We start from the raw sequence: 17,448 nt of genomic DNA on the forward strand, positions 1-17,448 counted from the left end.
TTTCATCGCCGGTTTTATTCAGCATGGCAGGGGTTTATGGCACTCAAAAGGCTGTAAAACCCTTGCCTGGAATCAACTCTACGTCGTAGCCGTCAACATCATGGGGAACGCCGTCTGGCCAGCCGGGACAGGATACATAAACATGAATGCATTGGCGGTCGGGATGGATGCGCGACACACCGGCCGCCACGCCAACCACACCCGAGGCCGCCATAACCTCGGCCCGGCAATGTTCTATCGCTTCCTTCAGGGGTGGACGGGACATCGGTTTATCCTTTTATGTGTCGGTCCATTTCGCCCTTCGGATATGGGGTGAAAGGTCGCGTTGGTCAAACGCGCTTTGTCCATGGCCTTAAAATGCCCGAAGGCCTGTGGTCGGCAGCAGGACGGAATAAAGCGATCCGGTCGCGGTGATGAACAGGCGATTGTTTTTCGGGCCGCCGAAACAGACATTCGAGACCCGTTCAGGCACAAGAACCTTGCCGATCAGATCACCGGTATCGGTTAGGCAATGCACACCATCGGTGGCGCTGCACCAAAGCCGTCCGGTATTGTCCAACCGGAAGCCGTCAAACAGCCCGTTGCTGCATTGGGCAAAAACGTCACCTCCTGCAAGGCTGTTGTCATCGCGGACATCGAAAACCCTTATGTGGCGTTCGCCGCTTTCGAAATGGGTGGCACCGGTATCGGCGATGTAAAGTTTGCTTTCATCGGGGGAGAATGCCAATCCGTTGGGGCGTTTGAAATCATCGGCAACGCGGGTGATTTTGCCTGTCACGCGGTCAATCCGGTAAACGTGGCAACCATCCATTTCCGGGGCGGCGCGAAAGCCCTCATAATCGGAATCAATGCCATATGCTGGATCGGTAAACCAGATCGAGCCATCAGATTTGACGACAAGGTCATTGGGACTGTTGAACCGTTTGCCCTCATAACGGTCGGCCAGAACGGTCAAGCGACCGTCATGTTCGGTACGTGTAATGCACCGCCCGCCATGTTCGCAACTGAGCAGCCGACCCTGCCGGTCGACGGTATTACCATTTACATAGCGATCACGCCCGCCCATCAGAATGCCGGTCTGACCTGTAGTCTCGTCAAACCGCATCAGACGGTCATTCGGTATATCGGAAAAAACCAGCGATTTAAGCGCAGGGAAATAGGCCGGGCCTTCGGTCCAGCGGCCACCTGACCAGAGTTTTTCGATCACCGCACTGGTTTTCACCAGCGTTTTAAATCGCGGGTCAAGGATTTCAAAATCCGTTTCGGCCATATCGGTTTCCTTCCTGTAGGGCGAGTGCTACAATATTCATAGCAATAAAAGGCCAATTCGGCAAATGCTACCATTTGTGTAGCGCGTAAGAGGGACCGAAGGATGAAAATACCTGCCCCCGGAAAACCCGTTCGCGGTTCGCAAAGTGGCGCGCCGATCATGGCACTATTCGATCTTTTGGGGCGGCGTTGGGCGATGGGAATTGTCTGGACCCTGTCCGAACAGGGTCCCTGTACCTTCCGCGAACTTCAGGAAAAATGTGATAACCTGTCGCCCACAACGCTCAATACCCGGATCGCCGAGCTGCGCGCTGCCTGTCTTGTTGATCACGATGCCACGGGATATCGCGTTACGCCGCGCGGACGGGAACTTTATGAAATGCTGGTGCCTTTGGGATTGTGGGCGAAAGAGTGGGGGAAAGACTTGCAAGGTGTCCCAGGTACTCAATCCTGACCGGGGCGCAAAAATGTGCGCGTCTGTTCAATCGCTTCGCGCATGCCGACCCGCTGGACATTGACGTCTTCGGGGAATGCGCCCAGCAATCGCGATGGCATCCGATTATCAAGCAGCACAAATACCCCACGGTCTTCCGCGCGGCGAACAAGGCGGCCAAAGGCTTGCTTCATCCGCAGACGGGTCAGCATGTCGTCGTACCGCGCACCATGAAATGCGGCCTTGCGTGCCCGGTGCAGGATATCGGGGCGGGGCCATGGCACGCGATCAAAGACGATAAGGCGAAGGCTATCCCCCGGAACATCGACCCCGTCGCGTACCGCATCGGTACCCAATAGACAGGCATCACGTTCAACCCGGAAAATATCGATCAGGGTGGATACATCCATGCCGTCAATATGCTGCGCCAGAAGTTGCAACCCGGCATCATCTAGCGGCCCGGTCAGGCGTTCGTAAACCGCCCGCAAACGGTTGATCGCGGTAAACAGGCCAAGTGCACCGCCACCGGACGCGAGAAACAGTTCGCGATAGGCCGCTGCCACATGGTCGGGGTTATCGCGCCCAAGGTCATTGATGATGAAAACCTTGGTCTGTTTGGCGTAGTCATAAGGGCTCTTCATCGCCGCCCGGATCGCAGGCATCGGCATGTGCGACGCCCCGGTGCGGTCTTCGGCAACACCCCAGTCAAACATTTCATCGCCCGTGCCATCGCGGAGCGTGGCCGATGTGATCACAAGCCCATGGGCTGAGGGGGCAAGGGCCGCGGTCAGGGGCAGTGTGGGGTCGATATGATGGCGGTGCATGCCAACATCGAAATCGCGGCCAAACTGCCGTTCAATGGCAAACCAGTCGACAAATTCTGGTGGGGTGGCATCGACAAGGCTTTCAAGCATGCCGCGCCACGCCGCCACCTGCATGATCGCACGCCGTTCAAGGGAACGGATCGCGGCATCAAGACGCTGGCGTTCGGCACTTTCAAGCTCGTCTGCCTTTTCATCCAGCATATGGGCGATGATCTTGATCAGGGCCTTGGCCGGTTTTTCAAGGGCGGCCAGCGCACGATCAAGATCGGCCGCACTGGCCAGAACCGGGTCAATGGCCGGTTTGCAATCGGTTTCAATTGAATAACCCCGGTCGCCTTCGGCGGCACGTGCCATGACCTGTGCCCGCACATGGGCAAGGAACAATTCCGCTGGGCCCTTGGCATGTTCGGCACCGTCATGAATGCGCATCAGCCAGCCCTGTTCTGGCAGGCATTGGGCAGCCTGGATCACAGCATTGACGGCATCGCGGAGTTCGTCCCGATCCATGATCAGGGTTTCAAGCCGTTGCTTAAGACCACGGGCACGCGACTGGCCCTTGTTTTCCGCCCCCAATAGCCAGCGACGTAGCTCCGCGCCTTCCTGGCCGGTCAGGTGGGCGGAAAAGGCTTTGTCGGCGGCGTCAAAAAGGTGATGCCCCTCGTCAAAGACATAACGTGTCGGCATCGATGCATCGTCAAGCCCGCCAAGCGCAGCCTGAACCATCACCAGTGCATGGTTGGCGACCACGATTTCGGCCGACCTTGCACGTCGGACGGTTTTTTCAACAAAGCAGCGCGAATAATGCGGGCAGGCGGCATAAATACATTCGCCACGCTGATCGGCCAGTGCACCGGTAAAACGGTTGCCGATCAGTTCCGTCAGCCATGCCGGGAAATCACCGCCGACCATATCGCCATCACGCGTTTGCGATGCCCAGCGCGCCATCAGCCCCAGCGGGATCGCCTGATGGGGTTGTTGCGCCAAGGGTCTCTGGGCTTCTTCGAAATTCAGAAGGCACAGGTAATTTTCGCGACCCTTTCGGACAACCGCCTTCAGGCGTTTGTCCTTGGGATCGTCATAAAGACGGTTTAGTTCCTGATCGATCTGACGTTGCAGGTTGCGGGTATAGGTTGAAATCCACACCGCCCCGTCATTCTTCTGCGCCCAGATCGATGCCGGGGCAACATAGCCCAGCGTCTTGCCCGTCCCGGTCCCTGCCTCGGCCAGAACAATATTGGGCGTGCCTTCGGCGGTTCGGGGCGCGAAGGCCGAACAGACGGCGGATGCATAATCAGCCTGTTGCGGGCGTTCCTCCGCCCCTTCGCCCAGAAGCTTTTTCAGCCGTTCGCGGGCATCCTTGGGATCGACCGGAATATTGCCGGGCGGCGGCGGTGGGGCATGTTCGGCCCATTCGCCCATTTTCTTCCAGACTTTAAGGCCTTCATAGACGGCAAATTTATGCGGCCCGTCGCCATCGGCACCAAGGGCGGCCAGAACCGGCACCCCCCACATCCAGTGTCCGCGCGCCATTGGCCATGCGATGGAAAGGGCACGTGCACGTTTTTCACGCGGCAGGGTGGCAAGTTCCTGCAACAATCGTTTCATCGCCTCGGCCAAGGCTTCGGCCTGTCCGATCAGATCATCAGACGCCCGCTGCCCGGTCGCCATGGCAAGCCCGCGTGGGGTAGGGACGCAAAACTGCGCCGGGCGGACAAAGGCAAACAGTTCCAAAAGGTCATGGGCCGGAAACGGATCGGATTTCATCCGCCGTGCCGATGCCGGGGTATGCACAAGGATTGGACGTTGGGATCGCGCGCGTTTGGCGGCCGCGCCATGCGGCAGTTCCTCGACCTCGCCATCGGGTGACAGGAAAACAGCGTGCCGCAATCCGACGACCATGACAGGTGCGTCGGGCGGCATGAATTTCGGCGTGGGATCAGAACGATCATCGAACATTTGGGGGACTATAATCAGGTCCGGCCACTGGTGCCACCGGGGAAATTAACCTATCTTCGGATTTTCGCGTTTTCATTCCCAAAGATGGTGCGGGCGTTTCAATGGGCAAGGCAAAATCAGAGAACCAGTGTTTCTGGCGCGATGCCGGTCTGCCGTTTGTCGAGCTGCGCCGGGTCGATGACGGGCGGGCTGTTTGTTATGAACGCCACAGCCACGACACGTTTTCAATCGGCATCGTCAAGGGCGGGCGCAGTACCTATTGGAACCGGGGGAAGACCCATGAAACCGGCAAGGGATCGGTTGTTGTTCTCAATCCCGAGGATGTTCATGGCTGTAACCCGGTGCCGGGTGGTGGATGGTGCTATGATATGTTGTTTGTTGATCCGGCGTGGCTTCTGGATTTGCAAGTCGAAATCGATGCCGATGCAGCCGGGCGGTTTGCGATGTTTTCCGACACCATCAGCCATAATCCGGTGCTGTATTCCGGTTTGCAAAACCTTGCCGATACATTGATCAATCCTGATTGTGATCGGTTGGTCAAGGAAAGCACGATGGTCTCATTCTTTGCCGATCTGCATGTGGCGCTTGACCGGCGCGGTATATTGCGCAGGGATGCCGGTGCAATGGATAAAAGCAAAATGGATCGGGTGGCGGACTATATCCGGACCTATTTCGCCGAAGACGTCAATCTGGATGACCTTGCCGCTGTGATCGGGGTTTCGCGATCCTATCTGGTGCGCGCGTTCAAAAAGGCACATGGCATGACGCCCTATGCCTATCTGATCAATTGCCGGGTGCAGAAGGCGCGCCATGCGCTTAAGCGTGGGGAGCGGATTGTTGACGTAGCCCTTGATTGCGGCTTTGCCGATCAGGCGCATTTTCAACGTGTTTTCAAACGCCTGATGGCGACCACTCCTCGCCATTATGCGATGGCGCATGTTGCCTGATGCCATCAGTTGACGATCAGATAAGCCGCACTTGCGATCAATAGGGCGGCCATGATCCGGTTAAACAGCCGGATATGGGCGGCATCATTTAAAAATCGTCCCAGAAACGCCCCAGCATAAGCCCAGCATGTGACCGAGGCAAAGCATACCGCGAAATAAAGCACAGTGAATTCCCATACCAGTGCCGGTGCGCCATTGGCAGCGTAGGCCCCCATACCGGCAACCGCCGCCAGCCATGCCTTCGGATTGACCCATTGTAGTAAGGCACCGGTCATCATGGATGGGCCTTTTCCCGCGCGGGTTTTACCAAGTTCACCCGACGCGGAGGCAAGTTTGAAGGCCATGAACAGCAAAAAGGCGACCCCGGCCCATTGGATGATTGTCGTCAGGTTTGGGAAAATCACCAGCAATTCATGCAGGCCCAACCCGATCAAAAGCAGCAACAGGCAAAAGCCGCTGGTGGCCCCGAATACAAGCCGCAGGCTGGGACGGAAACCGTAATGCACGCCGGAACTCAAAATCAGGATATTGACAGGTCCGGGTGTGATGGAGGCAGCAAGTGCGAAGGCAGCCATTGAAAGATAAAGGCTTGGGGCGGCGGCAAGCATGGGGTGACGTTCCTCTGGTGTTTTTGATTGATCCCAGAATGCGCCGCGGGCTTGCCGGTTTATTGAACGATATTGCCCTGCCTGTTGTAATCTTCCTTAAAAAAAGCGGCATCCGGGAGTTGGCCCGAACGCCGCCTTGGACGGATCAATTACCTCGGGGGAGGTGATCCGCTTGGTTTATGTCAGCTTCATCAGCTGTTCCGCACAGGCGTCGGCGATTTCCTTGGTCGGGGCATCGTTACCGGGCATGGTGGCCCAGCCGCCTTCAACAACGAAGTCATCACGCTTGTAAGAGCTTTCCTCTTTAAGGGCGGCAAGCTGCATGGTCTGGTTGTTTGGTGTCTGGGCTTTGAACTGTGCCACACAGATCGGTGCAAGAGCGGTGATGACCGCATCCTTGCTTTGATTGTTAGCCATTTCGGTTGCAGTACTACCCGAAACGACCCAGCTTGCGCTAAAGCCGATAATTGTGATGGCAACCGCACCGATGACACCGCCCCAGATTGCGGGTTTTACCCAGACTGGAATTTCCATGTTCATAATATACTCCCATTGATTTTGTGAAATTTATAAACAATTGCTCGTTTTTATTTCGCAAAACTAAATCACGTGGGGTTAATATTAGCAAATGAACTATATTTTTATATAATTGATGTGGCTGTTGTGTTTTTTAAAATTTGCGCGTTTCGATTTTTATTGTGGATTTATTTTGGTGAATATTATGTGTGTCCAAGCAGGCTAACGATCCAACCCGCCCCACCGGCAATCATCGCATAGCGTGCGGCTTTGCCAATCGTCACCAGCACGATAAAGGGCACAAAGCGCACCCGCATGATACCGGCAAACAGTGTCAGCGGATCGCCAATGATTGGCAGCCATGCAAGCAGGAGCGACCAAAGCCCGTATTTGCCAAACCAGTGTGACGCGCGATCAAGCGCACCGGGTGATACCGGGAACCAGCGGCGATCCCTGAAATGATCGATATAAAGCCCGAGTCCCCAATTGACGCATGATCCCATGACATTGCCAAGCGTTGCCACCACGACCAAAAGCCAGACGGCATAATCGCCCGATGCGACAAGGGCCGCCAGCGCTGCCTCGGACGTACCGGGCAGGATGGTAGCGGAGGTAAAGGCCGAGAGCAGCAACGCAAAAAGCAAGGTCTGCATTCCGTCGGGGATTGGAGGAGAATGGTCAGGATTTGATGGTGAATTTCTGAATATTTACCGGCTCGGCAAGAACTTCTTCGCCGCCCTCGGCAAATGCGCGCAGATAAGGTGTGTCGAAATGCAGCGCCAGATCTTCGTCAGAACGCCAGTTTTCATACGCCATCCAGGTCGCCGGATCGTCGTTGGACTGGTGGATATCGTAGCTGATGCAGCCTTCTTCGGCGCGTGATGGTTCGACGAGTGCCAGAAGACGTTTGCCAAGTTCGGCTTCCTTGCCCGGCTTGGCGCGTGCGATGGCAATAACGGTAAGTTGTTGGGACATGGATGTTTCCTGTCTGATTTATATGGCAGTTTGATTGGTCAGGATCATCGGGGCAGGGGCCGGATCGGGCAACAGTTAAATTACCGGTAAAATAAAAGCCCGGTGCGGGGAGAGCACCGGGCTTGGCTTCGGCAGTTGCGGATCGGGGGAGGTCCCTGCCGAAGAGGGGAGGTTTTCGATCAGACGATGTGCGAGGTTACGTCGACATTGCCGCGGACCGAGTTGGAGTAAGGGCAGATTTTGTGAGCTTCTTCGACCAGCTTTTCCGCGTCGGCCTTATCAAGGCCCGGCAGCGAAACATGCAGGTCAACTGCAAGGCCAAAACCACCAGCCGCACGCGGGCCGATGCCGACAACAGCCTTGACCGAAACATCAGACGGAACTTTCGGGCCGCCCTGGGAGGATACGAATTTCATCGCGCCGATGAAGCAGGCTGAGTAACCCATTGCGAAAAGCTGTTCGGGGTTGTTGCCTTCGCCACCTGCACCGCCAAGTTCTTTTGGCGTGGTCAGTTTGACATCGAGGCTGCCGTCTTCTGTTTTCGCACGGCCGTCACGGCCACCGGTTGCACTTGCTGTTGCGCGATATTTGACATCTACAGACATGGTTTTCTTCCTTTGTTTGAACGTGATGGTTCGAAGGTTTCGATAAACCGGCTGATCAGGGCGTTGGTTCGGTTGTGCCCCAAGTGATATGTCGCCGGGTGGGTGGGGGCGCAACCGCGCCCCCGAAAGAAGTTGCAGAAAGTTCGGATCATTCGCCGTAGAAGGCGTTCTTCAGAAACTGGCTGGCCTGGGCGGTTGCGGCCTTGGCAGCCGGGGTATCGGCAACGGCATTGAGCATGACGAAATCATGGATCGTACCGTTATAGCGAACCGCGGTGACATCCACCCCGGCCTGGCTGAGCTTGCGGGCATATGCTTCGCCCTCGTCACGCAGCACGTCGTTTTCATCGGTGATGATCAGTGCGGGTGCCTGTCCGGCCAGCAAATCCTGCGGGGCGTGGATCGGCGTTACTTTCGGATCGGTGCGGTCCGTACCTTCGGGCAGGTACTGGTTCCAGAACCATTCCATTGCCGCCTTGGTCAACCACGGGCCATTGGCAAATTCGGTATAGGATCCGTTTTCAAAATTCGCATCGGTCACCGGGTAGAACAGTACCTGAGCGATGATTTCCGGTCCTTTGCGCTGTTCAGCCAGCAGGGAAACAACCGCGGTCATGTTCCCGCCGACACTGTCCCCGGCAATCGCCAGACGGGTCGGGTCGACGTTAAGCTGTTCGCTGTGATCGGCGACATATTTGGTGACGGCATAATCCTGTTCGATTGCGATCGGATATTTGGCTTCGGGTGAACGTTCATAATCAACAAAGACGACGGCGGCATTTGCCTGTACGGCGATTTCGCGGATCAGGCGATCATGGGTTTCCTTATCGCCCAGCACCCAGCCACCACCGTGGAAGTATACGACAACCGGCAGGCGGTCGGTGTTGCCTTCGGGGCGGACGATCCGGACCCGGGTTTCACCCGTCGGGCCAACCGGGAAGACGGTATCGGTGACGTCGGCGGCGCGTTTCGCAATCGGGCCTGCCTGTGCGCCGGCCAGAACGTTGCGTGCATCAGCCGGGCTGAGCGTGTAGATCGGTTCGCCACCCGAAGCGTTCAGGACATTGATGAAGTTCTGAGTGTTGTTTTCGAGAACCGGATCGGCCAAAGCGGTCGTGGCGGTCAGGGTGGTTGCCAGAGCAATCGCAGCGGAGGCAACAGTCGTTTTGAATGTATTCATGATCTTGTTCCTTTTAGCTGTCTGTTTAGAGCCGCTGTGCGGCGTTTTCCGTTTCGATGATTTTGTTATATCGCACGATTTAATCGTGTGCGATATAAATTTGAGAATGCGAGCCATGCAATTAAATCGCTTGTAATTTAGTCGTGTGCGATATATTAATGTGGGTTTGATCTCAAAACGGCCCTTACGTTAAGCCGCAAAGCAGACAATCGGAGCGCCATCCGACAGCCTGGGCCGGACAAAGGAGGACGCCACCATGGACGATCATGATAGCAACGCGCTCAGGCTTGAAAACTTCCTGTGCTTTTCGGTCTATGCCGCCAGCCACGCCTTCAACCGTATCTATAAGCCGCTGCTTGACGCGCTTGAGCTTACCTATCCGCAATATCTGGTGATGGTGACCCTGTGGGAGCAGGATGACCAGCCGGTGCGCAGCATCGGTGAAAAGCTGTTTCTGGAATCCAGTACGCTGACACCGTTGTTAAAACGTCTTGAGGCGGCGGGGCTTGTCAAACGGACCCGCGATCCGAAGGATGAACGTTCGGTGCGCATCACCCTGACCGCGGCGGGCAAGGCACTGCGCCAAAAAGCGCTTGATGTGCCACGCTGCATTGGCGAAGCGGCTGAACTTGATCTTTCAACTGTCAAACGCCTGATCGATGATCTGGGCCAGCTACGCGATACGCTTGAAGCAAACGCATCGCGGAAATAGTGGAAGCAATCGGCGTGTTGTGCGCTGACCCTAGCGTTTGCGTTTGTCGTGATGATAGGTCAGTGCCCAACCCAGCACTGTTTTAACCGGTCCTTCGGGCAGGGGGCGATCCAGCGGCAAGATGATTGCCCGGTTGCCCTCGCATTGCAAAATACCTTCAAAATGACTACGCACCCGGTCAATCAAGTCCGTCTGGCAATTGACATAGATGGCGATCTGACCCGCGGTCTTTGATTTCCAGTCGGCGCGAATGGTGGTGCCCGACCGGGACGGCGTCAACCATGCGGGTTCGCCCCATTTCAGGGTTTCGGTGATCTTGCCGATTGCGGGATCAGTCGCCGCCAGTTCGAAAATCCATCCCCGGACCTCCATCAACGCCGCGCTTGCTTTGCGGGGATAGGTGGCGAATTTGGCAGCTAATTCTACAGCCAGTCCGGGCGGGGGCCTTTTGGTGTTGATGGCAGCGGTTTGGGGCTATTGGTTCATGTTTCCGACCGGAATATCTGGCTTTCTATCCCGTCAATATAGTCCGGATAAAGAAAGGGCGCGACATCCAACCGGACATCGCGCCAAGTTTGCTGTTTTAACAGCAGGGAGGCAAAGACAGACGTTCAGGCAACCAGTTTCCGAACATGCTGGCGCATTTTTGCCAGATGATTGGTATCAAGCGGCAATTGCAGGATGCTGCAATCGCCTTCCTGGCGTGCAAGGCGGGCGCGAAGCGCATCGGGGACGTCCTGTAGACGCAGATCGACGATTTCGCCCGGTGTCACGGCAAGGGCCGGGCGTACCACCAGATGGGCACAGGAAATTTCCGTCGCACTCCCCTGCCAGTTACCATGATCCCCATCGGTCCGGGCGGCAACCGAAATTGCATGGCTTTCATAAGTGTCGTCATCGACATCATTGCTTTGCATGGCGCTCAGGAAGATCTCGACCTCGCGACTGAGCAGGGCGGCCTCGGCAGCGGTGGTGTTGGCCGCGTTATTAACTTCCTCGGCATCGGTTTTGACGTCTTCGACGCGACCGCGAATGCCGGTGATGTTGCTGGCAACGCGACGTGCGCTTTCGGAAACGAAATCGACACTGCGCGAGATTTCCTGCGTGGTGGCGTTCTGTTCCTCGATCGCGCCGACAATGGCCGATACATACTGGTCGATGCTGTCGACGATTTCGGAGACATTTGAAATTGCCTCGGCCGAGCTGTTGGAAACCTGCTGAATGCGGGCGACGCGATCCGAAATTTCCTCGGTCGCCTTTGCCGTCTGGTTGGCCAGCGATTTGACTTCGCCTGCGACCACGGCAAAACCTTTGCCGGCATCACCGGCACGGGCGGCTTCGATGGTGGCGTTCAGCGCCAGAAGGTTGGTCTGCTCGGCGATCTGGGTGATCAACTGCACCACCTGACCGATTTCATCGGCAACGGTCTGCAAGCTGCGCATTTCATTTTTCGAGGTTTCCGAATAGGTGACGGCGTTGCGGGCAACATCGGAAAACTGAGTAATTTGCGATGAAATTTCGCCGATGGCGGCCACCATTTCCTCGGTCGCGGCACTCAATGCCTGCGCGTTGCCAGATGATTCTTCGGCCTCGGTCGCCACAGATGTTGCGAGATTGTTGGTATCGCCCGAGTTGGCATTTACAGTGTTGGCGCGCTCGACCATTTCTTCGGAACTGCCAAGAATACGGGCAAAGACCGCACCGATCGAGGACCCAAAAACACTGACCAGATGGTTGCGTTCGGCCTGACGTTGCCTTTGTTTTTCCTCGATCCGCTTGTGGGCTTCTTCAAGCTCACGGGCACGGATCATGTTTTTCTGGAAAACCTTCATTGCAACGGAAATCTCGGCAACCTCATCCTCAAACCGGCTGTTGGGGACGGGCGTGTCGAGCTTGCCATCGGCAAGTTCGCTAAGTGCGAAGGTCAGCCGCTTCATCGGGATCGAAATGCTGCGGCCCAGAAGAACCGCCATCAGGATGCCGAGCAATGTCGCCAGACTGGACAGAATGGCAATCATCATCTTGCCGTTGCGTTCGTCTGCAAGGGCCATATTCATAGAGGTTTGGGTAAAACTGGAAATCCGATTGAGCAGGTTTTCAATCTCGGTATTGAGGTTTTCCTGTTCCGCTTCGGTGCGGATCACGGCCTCGATCAGGCTGGCGCTGTTGATGTCACCTTTAGCGACGCTGTCAAAGATGCTTTCGACATGATCTTCATACACGCGATGTTCCGTTTCGATCCGGTCAAGCGCGCCGGAAACAAGATCAAATTCCAGCCTTGTGTCTTCAGACAGCGAGGTTTTCAGAAATTCATCGACCATGGCGCGAGCGGCGGCAATTTCGACATCGGTCTGGGCTGCGATTTCCTCGAAATGGTGACGAACCGTGTCAAAAGTTTCGGTTTCCGCATGGGCGTTGACATTGCCGATGCGTAGGGCGCGTTCCATCAGGATGGCCTGTTCGAGCTGGTGTTGGGTAATTTTCTCCAGAAGCGCATTTAGCGGCAGGTCGCGATCAGCAACTTCTTCCAGTTCGTGGCCTATTTTCGTCATGGTATAGACGCCAAATCCGCCCACCAAGACGGTCGACAGGATCAAAAAGCCGACGAGGCTGAACAGGCGGTGCGAAATCCGTAATTTCCGAATAGCGGAGATCATGAGATTTACCCTTCCCATACTGGCTTCCGGTGCAGACCGGTAAAGCCGAAGTGAATTGACTAAGCGGAAGTATAGTTATTTCCGTTAGCCGCCATATCCTCATATGGGGAGGTAAATGCGATGCGTGTTGTTTTTTCACTGATAATTAAATCACGGGTTGCTTTCGTGCGAGAGGGCCGCTGCTAGATGCTTTGGAACAGAAGCCAGATCGCGGCACAACCCAGCACGACATGCTGGATCACCATCGCGGGTGCAATCAGGGCAAGGGTTCCGGTCAGTGTTCCCCATGCGTGAAGAAGGCGGGCAATCACGAAGGCCGCCGCAATCAGCCAGATGATGCCCGATGTTGCCAGAACAGCCTCGAGTGCCAGGACGACCAGAATGCAGAACGGGGCGTTTTCGGCAAAGTTGCCATGAGCCCGGATCCGGCGCAGCAGAACCTTGTCCCCGCCATCGCCAAGCGAGAGTTTAAGATCGCGCCGCCGCAGGGAAACATTCAGGCTGAGCACAATCAACATCAGGGCAAAGATGCCGGTCAGGCAGACGGTGACGGGGATCGGCAGCATGGGCATGGTCCTTTATCGCGTTATGATAAAACAGCTTTGCCCGATTGGCGGTCGGATGCAAGGGCTGCATGAAAACAGGCCGGATATTTCCGGCCTGTTTAGGATGCGGGCTGGACGACTGTGTTCGGGATTATTCGGCAGCGCGCAGCATTACCGGTTTGTCGGCTGCATATCGGATGCCCGTGTCCGGTTCGTCATTCTGGGCACGTTTCATGGCGGTGATGAACTCGCCGATTTTACCGTTCAGAAAATCGGCCTGATGGGCGGTGTGATCGGCATTGTCATGCACCGTAACCGCGCTGCTGCCGACGTTCGTCACGCTGGACTGAATGGTGGTGACATTTTCCGAAACCCGCTTGGCACTTTCGGACACGAAATCGACATTTCGCGCGATTTCCCGCGTTGTGGCATTTTGTTCCTCGACCGCACCAACGATGGCGGTGACATAGTTATCGATGCTGCCGATGACCGTGCCAATATTGTTGATGGCTTCTGTGGAATTGCGCGATACGCTTTGAATACGTTCGATCTTGCGGGTGATTTCATCGGTGGCCTTGGCCGTCTGATTGGCAAGGCTTTTGACTTCGCCTGCAACCACGGCAAAGCCCTTGCCCGCATCACCAGCACGGGCTGCTTCGATGGTGGCGTTAAGCGCCAGAAGGTTGGTTTGATCTGCGATCTTGGTAATCAACTGAACGACCTGGCCGACTTCATCTGCGACTTCCTGCAAGTTTCGCATTTCCGCCTGTGAGGTGGCAGAATGTTCAACTGCATTTTTTGCAATGCCCGAAAATTGCGTGATCTGGGATGATATTTCGTCGATGGCGGCGACCATTTCCTCGGTCGCGGCACTTAGTGACTGGGCACTTGCAGATGATTCTTCGGCTTCGGTGGCGACCGCGCCGGCAAGTGATCCCGCCTGTCCGCTTTGGGTTTGCATCATTTCGGCACGTGCCAGAACATCCTTGGCACTTTTGACGATATCGGCAAATGTTTCGACAAGGGTTTCGCAGAATTCCTTTACCAGACGGTCGGTTTCAGCGCGGCGTTTCTCATCACGTTCCCGCCGGGCGACCTGTTCGGCTTCAAGCGTGCGGGCCTTCATCATGTCGGCCTGAAAGACCCGCATTGCATCAGCCATGTCACCGACTTCGTCGCGGAATTTGGAAGCCGGAACCGGCGTATCAAGCTTGCCCTTTGCCAGATCGGCAAGCGCATTTGTCAGGCGACGCAAGGGCAGGGTGATGGAGCGGCCCAGAAGCCAGGCCAGTGCAATGCCCGACAGCAAGACAATACCGGACAAAGCGGTAATCAGTGTCTTGCCCATCCGTTCATCTGCAAGGGCGGTGTTCATGGAGGCAGTGGTATAGGCCGCGACTTCGGCGACAAGATCTTCAATCGCGGCATCAAGATCGTTTTGCAACCCTTCGGTGGCGATCACGGCATCAGCAACGTCCGACGGGCTTGCGCCATTATCGAGTGCTTTGAAGATATCGTTTACCTGTGTTTCGTAAGTGCGGTGATCGGTTTCGATACGGGCAAGGGCGGCTTCGACACCGGAAAATTCTGTTCGGGCTTCTTCGCTGATTGTATCTGCCAGATAGCTGTTGACCATCTGATGGGCCGTTGCGAGCTCGCTATCGGTCTGTTTTGCCAGTTCTTCAAAATGATGGCGGAGGTCGGCCTCGGTTTCGGTGGCGGCATGGGCATCGACATTGCGATAGCGCAGCGTTTTTTCCATCAGAATGGCTTGTTCGAGCTGATGTTGCGTGATTTTTTCAAGCATCAGGGTCAGGGGTAGATCGCGGGCGGCAACCTGTTCAAGTTCGTTGCCTATCACCGTCATCTTGTAAATCCCGACCGATCCGATCAGGCAACTGAATGCCAGAAGTATGGTCGCCAGTCCGGCCAGGCGATGAGTGATGCGAAAATTTCTGAACATGATGAGGCGACCCTTGAAGCCATAACTATTCGGGGATTATTACAACGTGAACACACTCATGCAGTTTAGTAGCATGTGCTAATTCTATTTTTGATTACAAGAGTATGTCCGGGAGAAATACAAGCTGAAAAAGTCTGATTATTGACATGAGACAAAGTCGCAAAACCAACGCTTTGTCTTCATGGACAGATTAGAATTTTTTCAGATGTCATTTCGCCGGTTTCGGGAGAGATACGGCGTGGCGGAGCGCCGAACAAGGAGCGGAATGGATAAAAAGCATTCCGAATTCTGCGCCGATTTCTGGAACCGGAAGGGTACGAACACGTTTTGTCCCGGGTAAGAGCTTTGCCGACAATCAGGATGGCAATATATTGCCATGATTGTCTGTCATTTCCGGCAATTCCTTCGAATGTTCAGTCTGTTGTATAACAAAGAGGGCAAAATTGCATAATTACGACACGAGCATCCCGCATGCTGCTGGTCAGGAGCCCGAACATCGTTTCGGGACGGACGGTATCCGTCCGATGGATCGTCCCAGTCGCATCACCCGGTTTTTCATGGGGATTGTTTCCCGCGCAGAACGGTTGAACCGGAAATATGCAAAGTTCGGCAATCCGGCAGTTTATGACAATGCAACCTTTCCCTGGGCTGCGGAAATCGAAAAAGAATGGCCTGCCATCCGCGAGGAGCTTGACCAAATTCTGCGGCGCAAGGACGAGTTGCCGTCGTTCCATGACATTTCGACAGATGTCAAAGAAATCTCCAGCGATGCGGATTGGAAAACCTTCTTCCTGTTGGGGTTTGGTTTGAAGTCCGCGCAAAACATCCGGGCTTGCCCCGAAACCTGGCGGATCATGAACAAGATCCCCGGTCTGACGACGGTAATGTTTTCAATATTCGAACCGGGAAAACACCTGCCGCCGCATCGCGGCCCCTATAACGGTGTGTTGCGGATGCATCTTGGCCTGATCGTTCCGGACCAACCAGATAAGCTTGGCATTCGGGTGGGCAACCGGACATGCCACTGGGAAGAGGGCAAAGTGCTGATTTTTGATGATTCCTATGAACATGAAGCATGGAACCATACGGATCAGACGCGGGTTGTGCTGTTTGTCGATTTCGTCAAGCCGATGAAATTTCCCGCCCGGCTGGTGAACTGGTGCCTGATGAACCTTGCGATTTTCACGCCTTTCATCAAGGAAGGGCTTGATAACCACAACAAGTGGGAAAAGAAGTTCTATGCCGAAGCCGAAAAAATGCGTAACCAGACAGATAACTGATCGTAAAGCTTGCCTTGTTGTCTTGACCTAGCGGGCAAGCTGCTGCCGGAGCCACTGCCGGAATGTCCTGAAAGCCGGGCTGTTTTTGCTGTTTGCCCAGCACAGATAATAGTGGCGCGTATTCTGTTCGGAGCATGTGTCATCGCCAAGCAATTGTATCAGACGCCCGCTGGTCAGATATGGGGCGGCATATACATGCGGGAGCCACGCGGCGCCATGCCCGTCTAGTGCCGCGACGAGTGTCAGCGCGCTGGGCAGTCGGGTGATCCTTTTATGCGCCAGATGGGCAACGCCATGATCATCGAACCAATGCGACATTTCGATGTCCCTGTCCTCGTCAAGTATCCATGGCAGCCCGACCAGATCCCGGGGCGTTTGAACAGAAACAGATTCAAGAAGCGAGGGGGCCGCGACGACGACATCCCTGCTTTCAAGAAGCCGTTCGCTGTTAAGTCCGGGCCAGTTGCCATCACCATGCCGGACCGCGGCATCGAAATCACCGTGTTCAAGATCATGCATGGCCGCATCGGCATTGATACGCAGGTCGATTTCCGGGTGACGTTTTAGAAACTCGCCAAGGCGCGGCAGAAGCCAGTATTGGGCGAAATGCGGTGTCACCGTGATGTTGAGGATATTTTCATCGCGCCGATATTGTTCGATGTCTCCGGCAATTGCCCTGAAATTCCGAAGCAGATTTTCGGCCAGATCGGCTGCTTCGGGCAGCATGACCAAGCGGTTGCCTGACCGCGTAAACAGTTTACGTTGCAATCGGTCTTCAAGACCGCGCAGATGCTGGCTGACGGCACCATGAGTCACGCTCAGCATTTCCGCAGCCGCCCCGACAGAGCCGGTTTCGTGAACTGCGGCGAAAGCCCGAAGGGAATTCAGCGGCAGCCACGCAATATCGTTTGACTTTATCATGATAGAAAAACTAACAGAGGCGCAGCTTTTCTGGCAAGCATGGATACTTCTGAAATG

The 17,448-nt window shown here is 55.4% G+C and carries 18 protein-coding genes; 4 read left to right on the forward strand and 14 right to left on the reverse strand.

Translation table 11 applies throughout. The features are described 5' to 3' along the window. Positions 1 to 43 precede the first annotated feature (43 nt). Positions 44 to 265: a hypothetical protein gene (locus tag R1T41_RS13090; RefSeq protein WP_062960946.1), complete on the reverse strand. Its 222-nt coding sequence runs from the start codon at positions 263 to 265 to the stop codon at positions 44 to 46. 87 nt (positions 266 to 352) lie between these two features. Continuing rightward, positions 353 to 1,270 carry an SMP-30/gluconolactonase/LRE family protein gene (locus R1T41_RS13095; RefSeq protein ID WP_317337415.1) on the reverse strand — a complete coding sequence of 306 codons (918 nt, stop codon included), beginning with the start codon at positions 1,268 to 1,270 and terminating at the stop codon, positions 353 to 355. Between the two features lie 102 nt (positions 1,271 to 1,372). Here R1T41_RS13095 and R1T41_RS13100 point away from each other — a divergent pair, with 102 nt between their 5' ends. After that, complete coding sequence (locus R1T41_RS13100) at positions 1,373 to 1,723, forward strand: helix-turn-helix domain-containing protein (RefSeq protein ID WP_317337416.1); 351 nt, start codon at positions 1,373 to 1,375, stop codon at positions 1,721 to 1,723. On the opposite strand, the gene R1T41_RS13105 is transcribed toward R1T41_RS13100, so the two are convergent. Further along, positions 1,714 to 4,482 carry an ATP-dependent DNA helicase gene (locus R1T41_RS13105; RefSeq protein WP_317337417.1) on the reverse strand — a complete coding sequence of 923 codons (2,769 nt, stop codon included), beginning with the start codon at positions 4,480 to 4,482 and terminating at the stop codon, positions 1,714 to 1,716. The genes R1T41_RS13100 and R1T41_RS13105 overlap by 10 nt on opposite strands. 101 nt (positions 4,483 to 4,583) lie before the next feature. On the opposite strand from R1T41_RS13105, the gene R1T41_RS13110 reads away from it, so the two are divergent. Beyond that, on the forward strand, positions 4,584 to 5,429 hold the full coding sequence (locus tag R1T41_RS13110) for an AraC family transcriptional regulator (protein ID WP_317337418.1): 846 nt from the start codon (positions 4,584 to 4,586) through the stop codon (positions 5,427 to 5,429). Positions 5,430 to 5,434: 5 nt separating this feature from the next. Here R1T41_RS13110 and R1T41_RS13115 read toward each other — a convergent pair whose 3' ends face one another. From R1T41_RS13115 to R1T41_RS13140, 6 genes are all read right to left on the reverse strand, one after another. Further along, positions 5,435 to 6,037: a LysE family translocator gene (locus R1T41_RS13115; protein WP_082832843.1), complete on the reverse strand. Its 603-nt coding sequence runs from the start codon at positions 6,035 to 6,037 to the stop codon at positions 5,435 to 5,437. 177 nt (positions 6,038 to 6,214) lie between these two features. Beyond that, positions 6,215 to 6,577, reverse strand: a complete 363-nt coding sequence (locus tag R1T41_RS13120) for a hypothetical protein (protein ID WP_317337419.1) — start codon at positions 6,575 to 6,577, stop codon at positions 6,215 to 6,217. Between the two features lie 179 nt (positions 6,578 to 6,756). Beyond that, a complete protein-coding gene (locus R1T41_RS13125) occupies positions 6,757 to 7,197 on the reverse strand; it encodes a YqaA family protein (RefSeq protein ID WP_197468306.1) in 441 nt (146 codons plus the stop codon). A 34-nt stretch (positions 7,198 to 7,231) separates the two neighbouring features. Beyond that, on the reverse strand, positions 7,232 to 7,528 hold the full coding sequence (locus R1T41_RS13130) for a putative quinol monooxygenase (protein ID WP_317337420.1): 297 nt from the start codon (positions 7,526 to 7,528) through the stop codon (positions 7,232 to 7,234). A 179-nt stretch (positions 7,529 to 7,707) separates the two neighbouring features. Beyond that, positions 7,708 to 8,133 (reverse strand): organic hydroperoxide resistance protein, encoded by a 426-nt coding sequence (locus tag R1T41_RS13135; protein ID WP_062952767.1) that lies wholly within the window; start codon positions 8,131 to 8,133, stop codon positions 7,708 to 7,710. 148 nt (positions 8,134 to 8,281) lie between these two features. Then, positions 8,282 to 9,313, reverse strand: coding sequence for an alpha/beta hydrolase (locus tag R1T41_RS13140; protein ID WP_297010292.1), 1,032 nt, complete (start codon positions 9,311 to 9,313; stop codon positions 8,282 to 8,284). Positions 9,314 to 9,569: 256 nt separating this feature from the next. Here R1T41_RS13140 and R1T41_RS13145 point away from each other — a divergent pair, with 256 nt between their 5' ends. Further along, complete coding sequence (locus tag R1T41_RS13145; RefSeq protein WP_062952765.1) at positions 9,570 to 10,025, forward strand: MarR family winged helix-turn-helix transcriptional regulator; 456 nt, start codon at positions 9,570 to 9,572, stop codon at positions 10,023 to 10,025. 30 nt (positions 10,026 to 10,055) lie between these two features. Here the strand turns inward: R1T41_RS13145 and R1T41_RS13150 are convergent, their stop codons facing one another. The 4 genes from R1T41_RS13150 to R1T41_RS13165 form a co-directional block, all read right to left on the reverse strand. Beyond that, positions 10,056 to 10,397 (reverse strand): DUF1801 domain-containing protein, encoded by a 342-nt coding sequence (locus R1T41_RS13150; RefSeq protein WP_317337424.1) that lies wholly within the window; start codon positions 10,395 to 10,397, stop codon positions 10,056 to 10,058. Between the two features lie 239 nt (positions 10,398 to 10,636). Next, positions 10,637 to 12,682 (reverse strand): methyl-accepting chemotaxis protein, encoded by a 2,046-nt coding sequence (locus R1T41_RS13155; RefSeq protein ID WP_317337425.1) that lies wholly within the window; start codon positions 12,680 to 12,682, stop codon positions 10,637 to 10,639. A 182-nt stretch (positions 12,683 to 12,864) separates the two neighbouring features. Then, a complete protein-coding gene (locus tag R1T41_RS13160) occupies positions 12,865 to 13,248 on the reverse strand; it encodes an MAPEG family protein (RefSeq protein WP_114111046.1) in 384 nt (127 codons plus the stop codon). A gap of 130 nt (positions 13,249 to 13,378) precedes the next feature. After that, positions 13,379 to 15,190 carry a methyl-accepting chemotaxis protein gene (locus R1T41_RS13165; RefSeq protein ID WP_317337426.1) on the reverse strand — a complete coding sequence of 604 codons (1,812 nt, stop codon included), beginning with the start codon at positions 15,188 to 15,190 and terminating at the stop codon, positions 13,379 to 13,381. Between the two features lie 443 nt (positions 15,191 to 15,633). Between R1T41_RS13165 and R1T41_RS13170 the strand changes: the two genes are divergently transcribed. Then, on the forward strand, positions 15,634 to 16,470 hold the full coding sequence (locus R1T41_RS13170) for an aspartyl/asparaginyl beta-hydroxylase domain-containing protein (protein ID WP_082832841.1): 837 nt from the start codon (positions 15,634 to 15,636) through the stop codon (positions 16,468 to 16,470). Between the two features lie 27 nt (positions 16,471 to 16,497). On the opposite strand, the gene R1T41_RS13175 is transcribed toward R1T41_RS13170, so the two are convergent. Beyond that, a complete protein-coding gene (locus tag R1T41_RS13175; RefSeq protein ID WP_317337427.1) occupies positions 16,498 to 17,391 on the reverse strand; it encodes a LysR substrate-binding domain-containing protein in 894 nt (297 codons plus the stop codon). Between the last annotated feature and the right edge of the window lie 57 nt (positions 17,392 to 17,448).

This window comes from Thalassospira lucentensis (assembly GCF_032921865.1).
In the GTDB taxonomy this organism is placed as follows: domain Bacteria; phylum Pseudomonadota; class Alphaproteobacteria; order Rhodospirillales; family Thalassospiraceae; genus Thalassospira; species Thalassospira lucentensis_A.

Bases quoted from the DNA above. Each gene is read 5' to 3' on its own strand.
- R1T41_RS13110 (WP_317337418.1), top strand. From the start codon at position 4,584: ATGGGCAAGGCAAAATCAGAGAACCAGTGTTTCTGGCGCGATGCCGGT.
- R1T41_RS13105 (WP_317337417.1), bottom strand. From the start codon at position 4,482: ATGTTCGATGATCGTTCTGATCCCACGCCGAAATTCATGCCGCCCGAC.
- R1T41_RS13165 (WP_317337426.1), bottom strand. From the start codon at position 15,190: ATGTTCAGAAATTTTCGCATCACTCATCGCCTGGCCGGACTGGCGACC.
- R1T41_RS13115 (WP_082832843.1), bottom strand. From the start codon at position 6,037: ATGCTTGCCGCCGCCCCAAGCCTTTATCTTTCAATGGCTGCCTTCGCA.
- R1T41_RS13095 (WP_317337415.1), bottom strand. From the start codon at position 1,270: ATGGCCGAAACGGATTTTGAAATCCTTGACCCGCGATTTAAAACGCTG.
- R1T41_RS13120 (WP_317337419.1), bottom strand. From the start codon at position 6,577: ATGAACATGGAAATTCCAGTCTGGGTAAAACCCGCAATCTGGGGCGGT.
- R1T41_RS13135 (WP_062952767.1), bottom strand. From the start codon at position 8,133: ATGTCTGTAGATGTCAAATATCGCGCAACAGCAAGTGCAACCGGTGGC.
- R1T41_RS13140 (WP_297010292.1), bottom strand. From the start codon at position 9,313: ATGAATACATTCAAAACGACTGTTGCCTCCGCTGCGATTGCTCTGGCA.
- R1T41_RS13160 (WP_114111046.1), bottom strand. From the start codon at position 13,248: ATGCTGCCGATCCCCGTCACCGTCTGCCTGACCGGCATCTTTGCCCTG.
- R1T41_RS13090 (WP_062960946.1), bottom strand. From the start codon at position 265: ATGTCCCGTCCACCCCTGAAGGAAGCGATAGAACATTGCCGGGCCGAG.
- R1T41_RS13130 (WP_317337420.1), bottom strand. From the start codon at position 7,528: ATGTCCCAACAACTTACCGTTATTGCCATCGCACGCGCCAAGCCGGGC.
- R1T41_RS13150 (WP_317337424.1), bottom strand. From the start codon at position 10,397: ATGGAGGTCCGGGGATGGATTTTCGAACTGGCGGCGACTGATCCCGCA.
- R1T41_RS13155 (WP_317337425.1), bottom strand. From the start codon at position 12,682: ATGATCTCCGCTATTCGGAAATTACGGATTTCGCACCGCCTGTTCAGC.
- R1T41_RS13175 (WP_317337427.1), bottom strand. From the start codon at position 17,391: ATGATAAAGTCAAACGATATTGCGTGGCTGCCGCTGAATTCCCTTCGG.
- R1T41_RS13145 (WP_062952765.1), top strand. From the start codon at position 9,570: ATGGACGATCATGATAGCAACGCGCTCAGGCTTGAAAACTTCCTGTGC.
- R1T41_RS13100 (WP_317337416.1), top strand. From the start codon at position 1,373: ATGAAAATACCTGCCCCCGGAAAACCCGTTCGCGGTTCGCAAAGTGGC.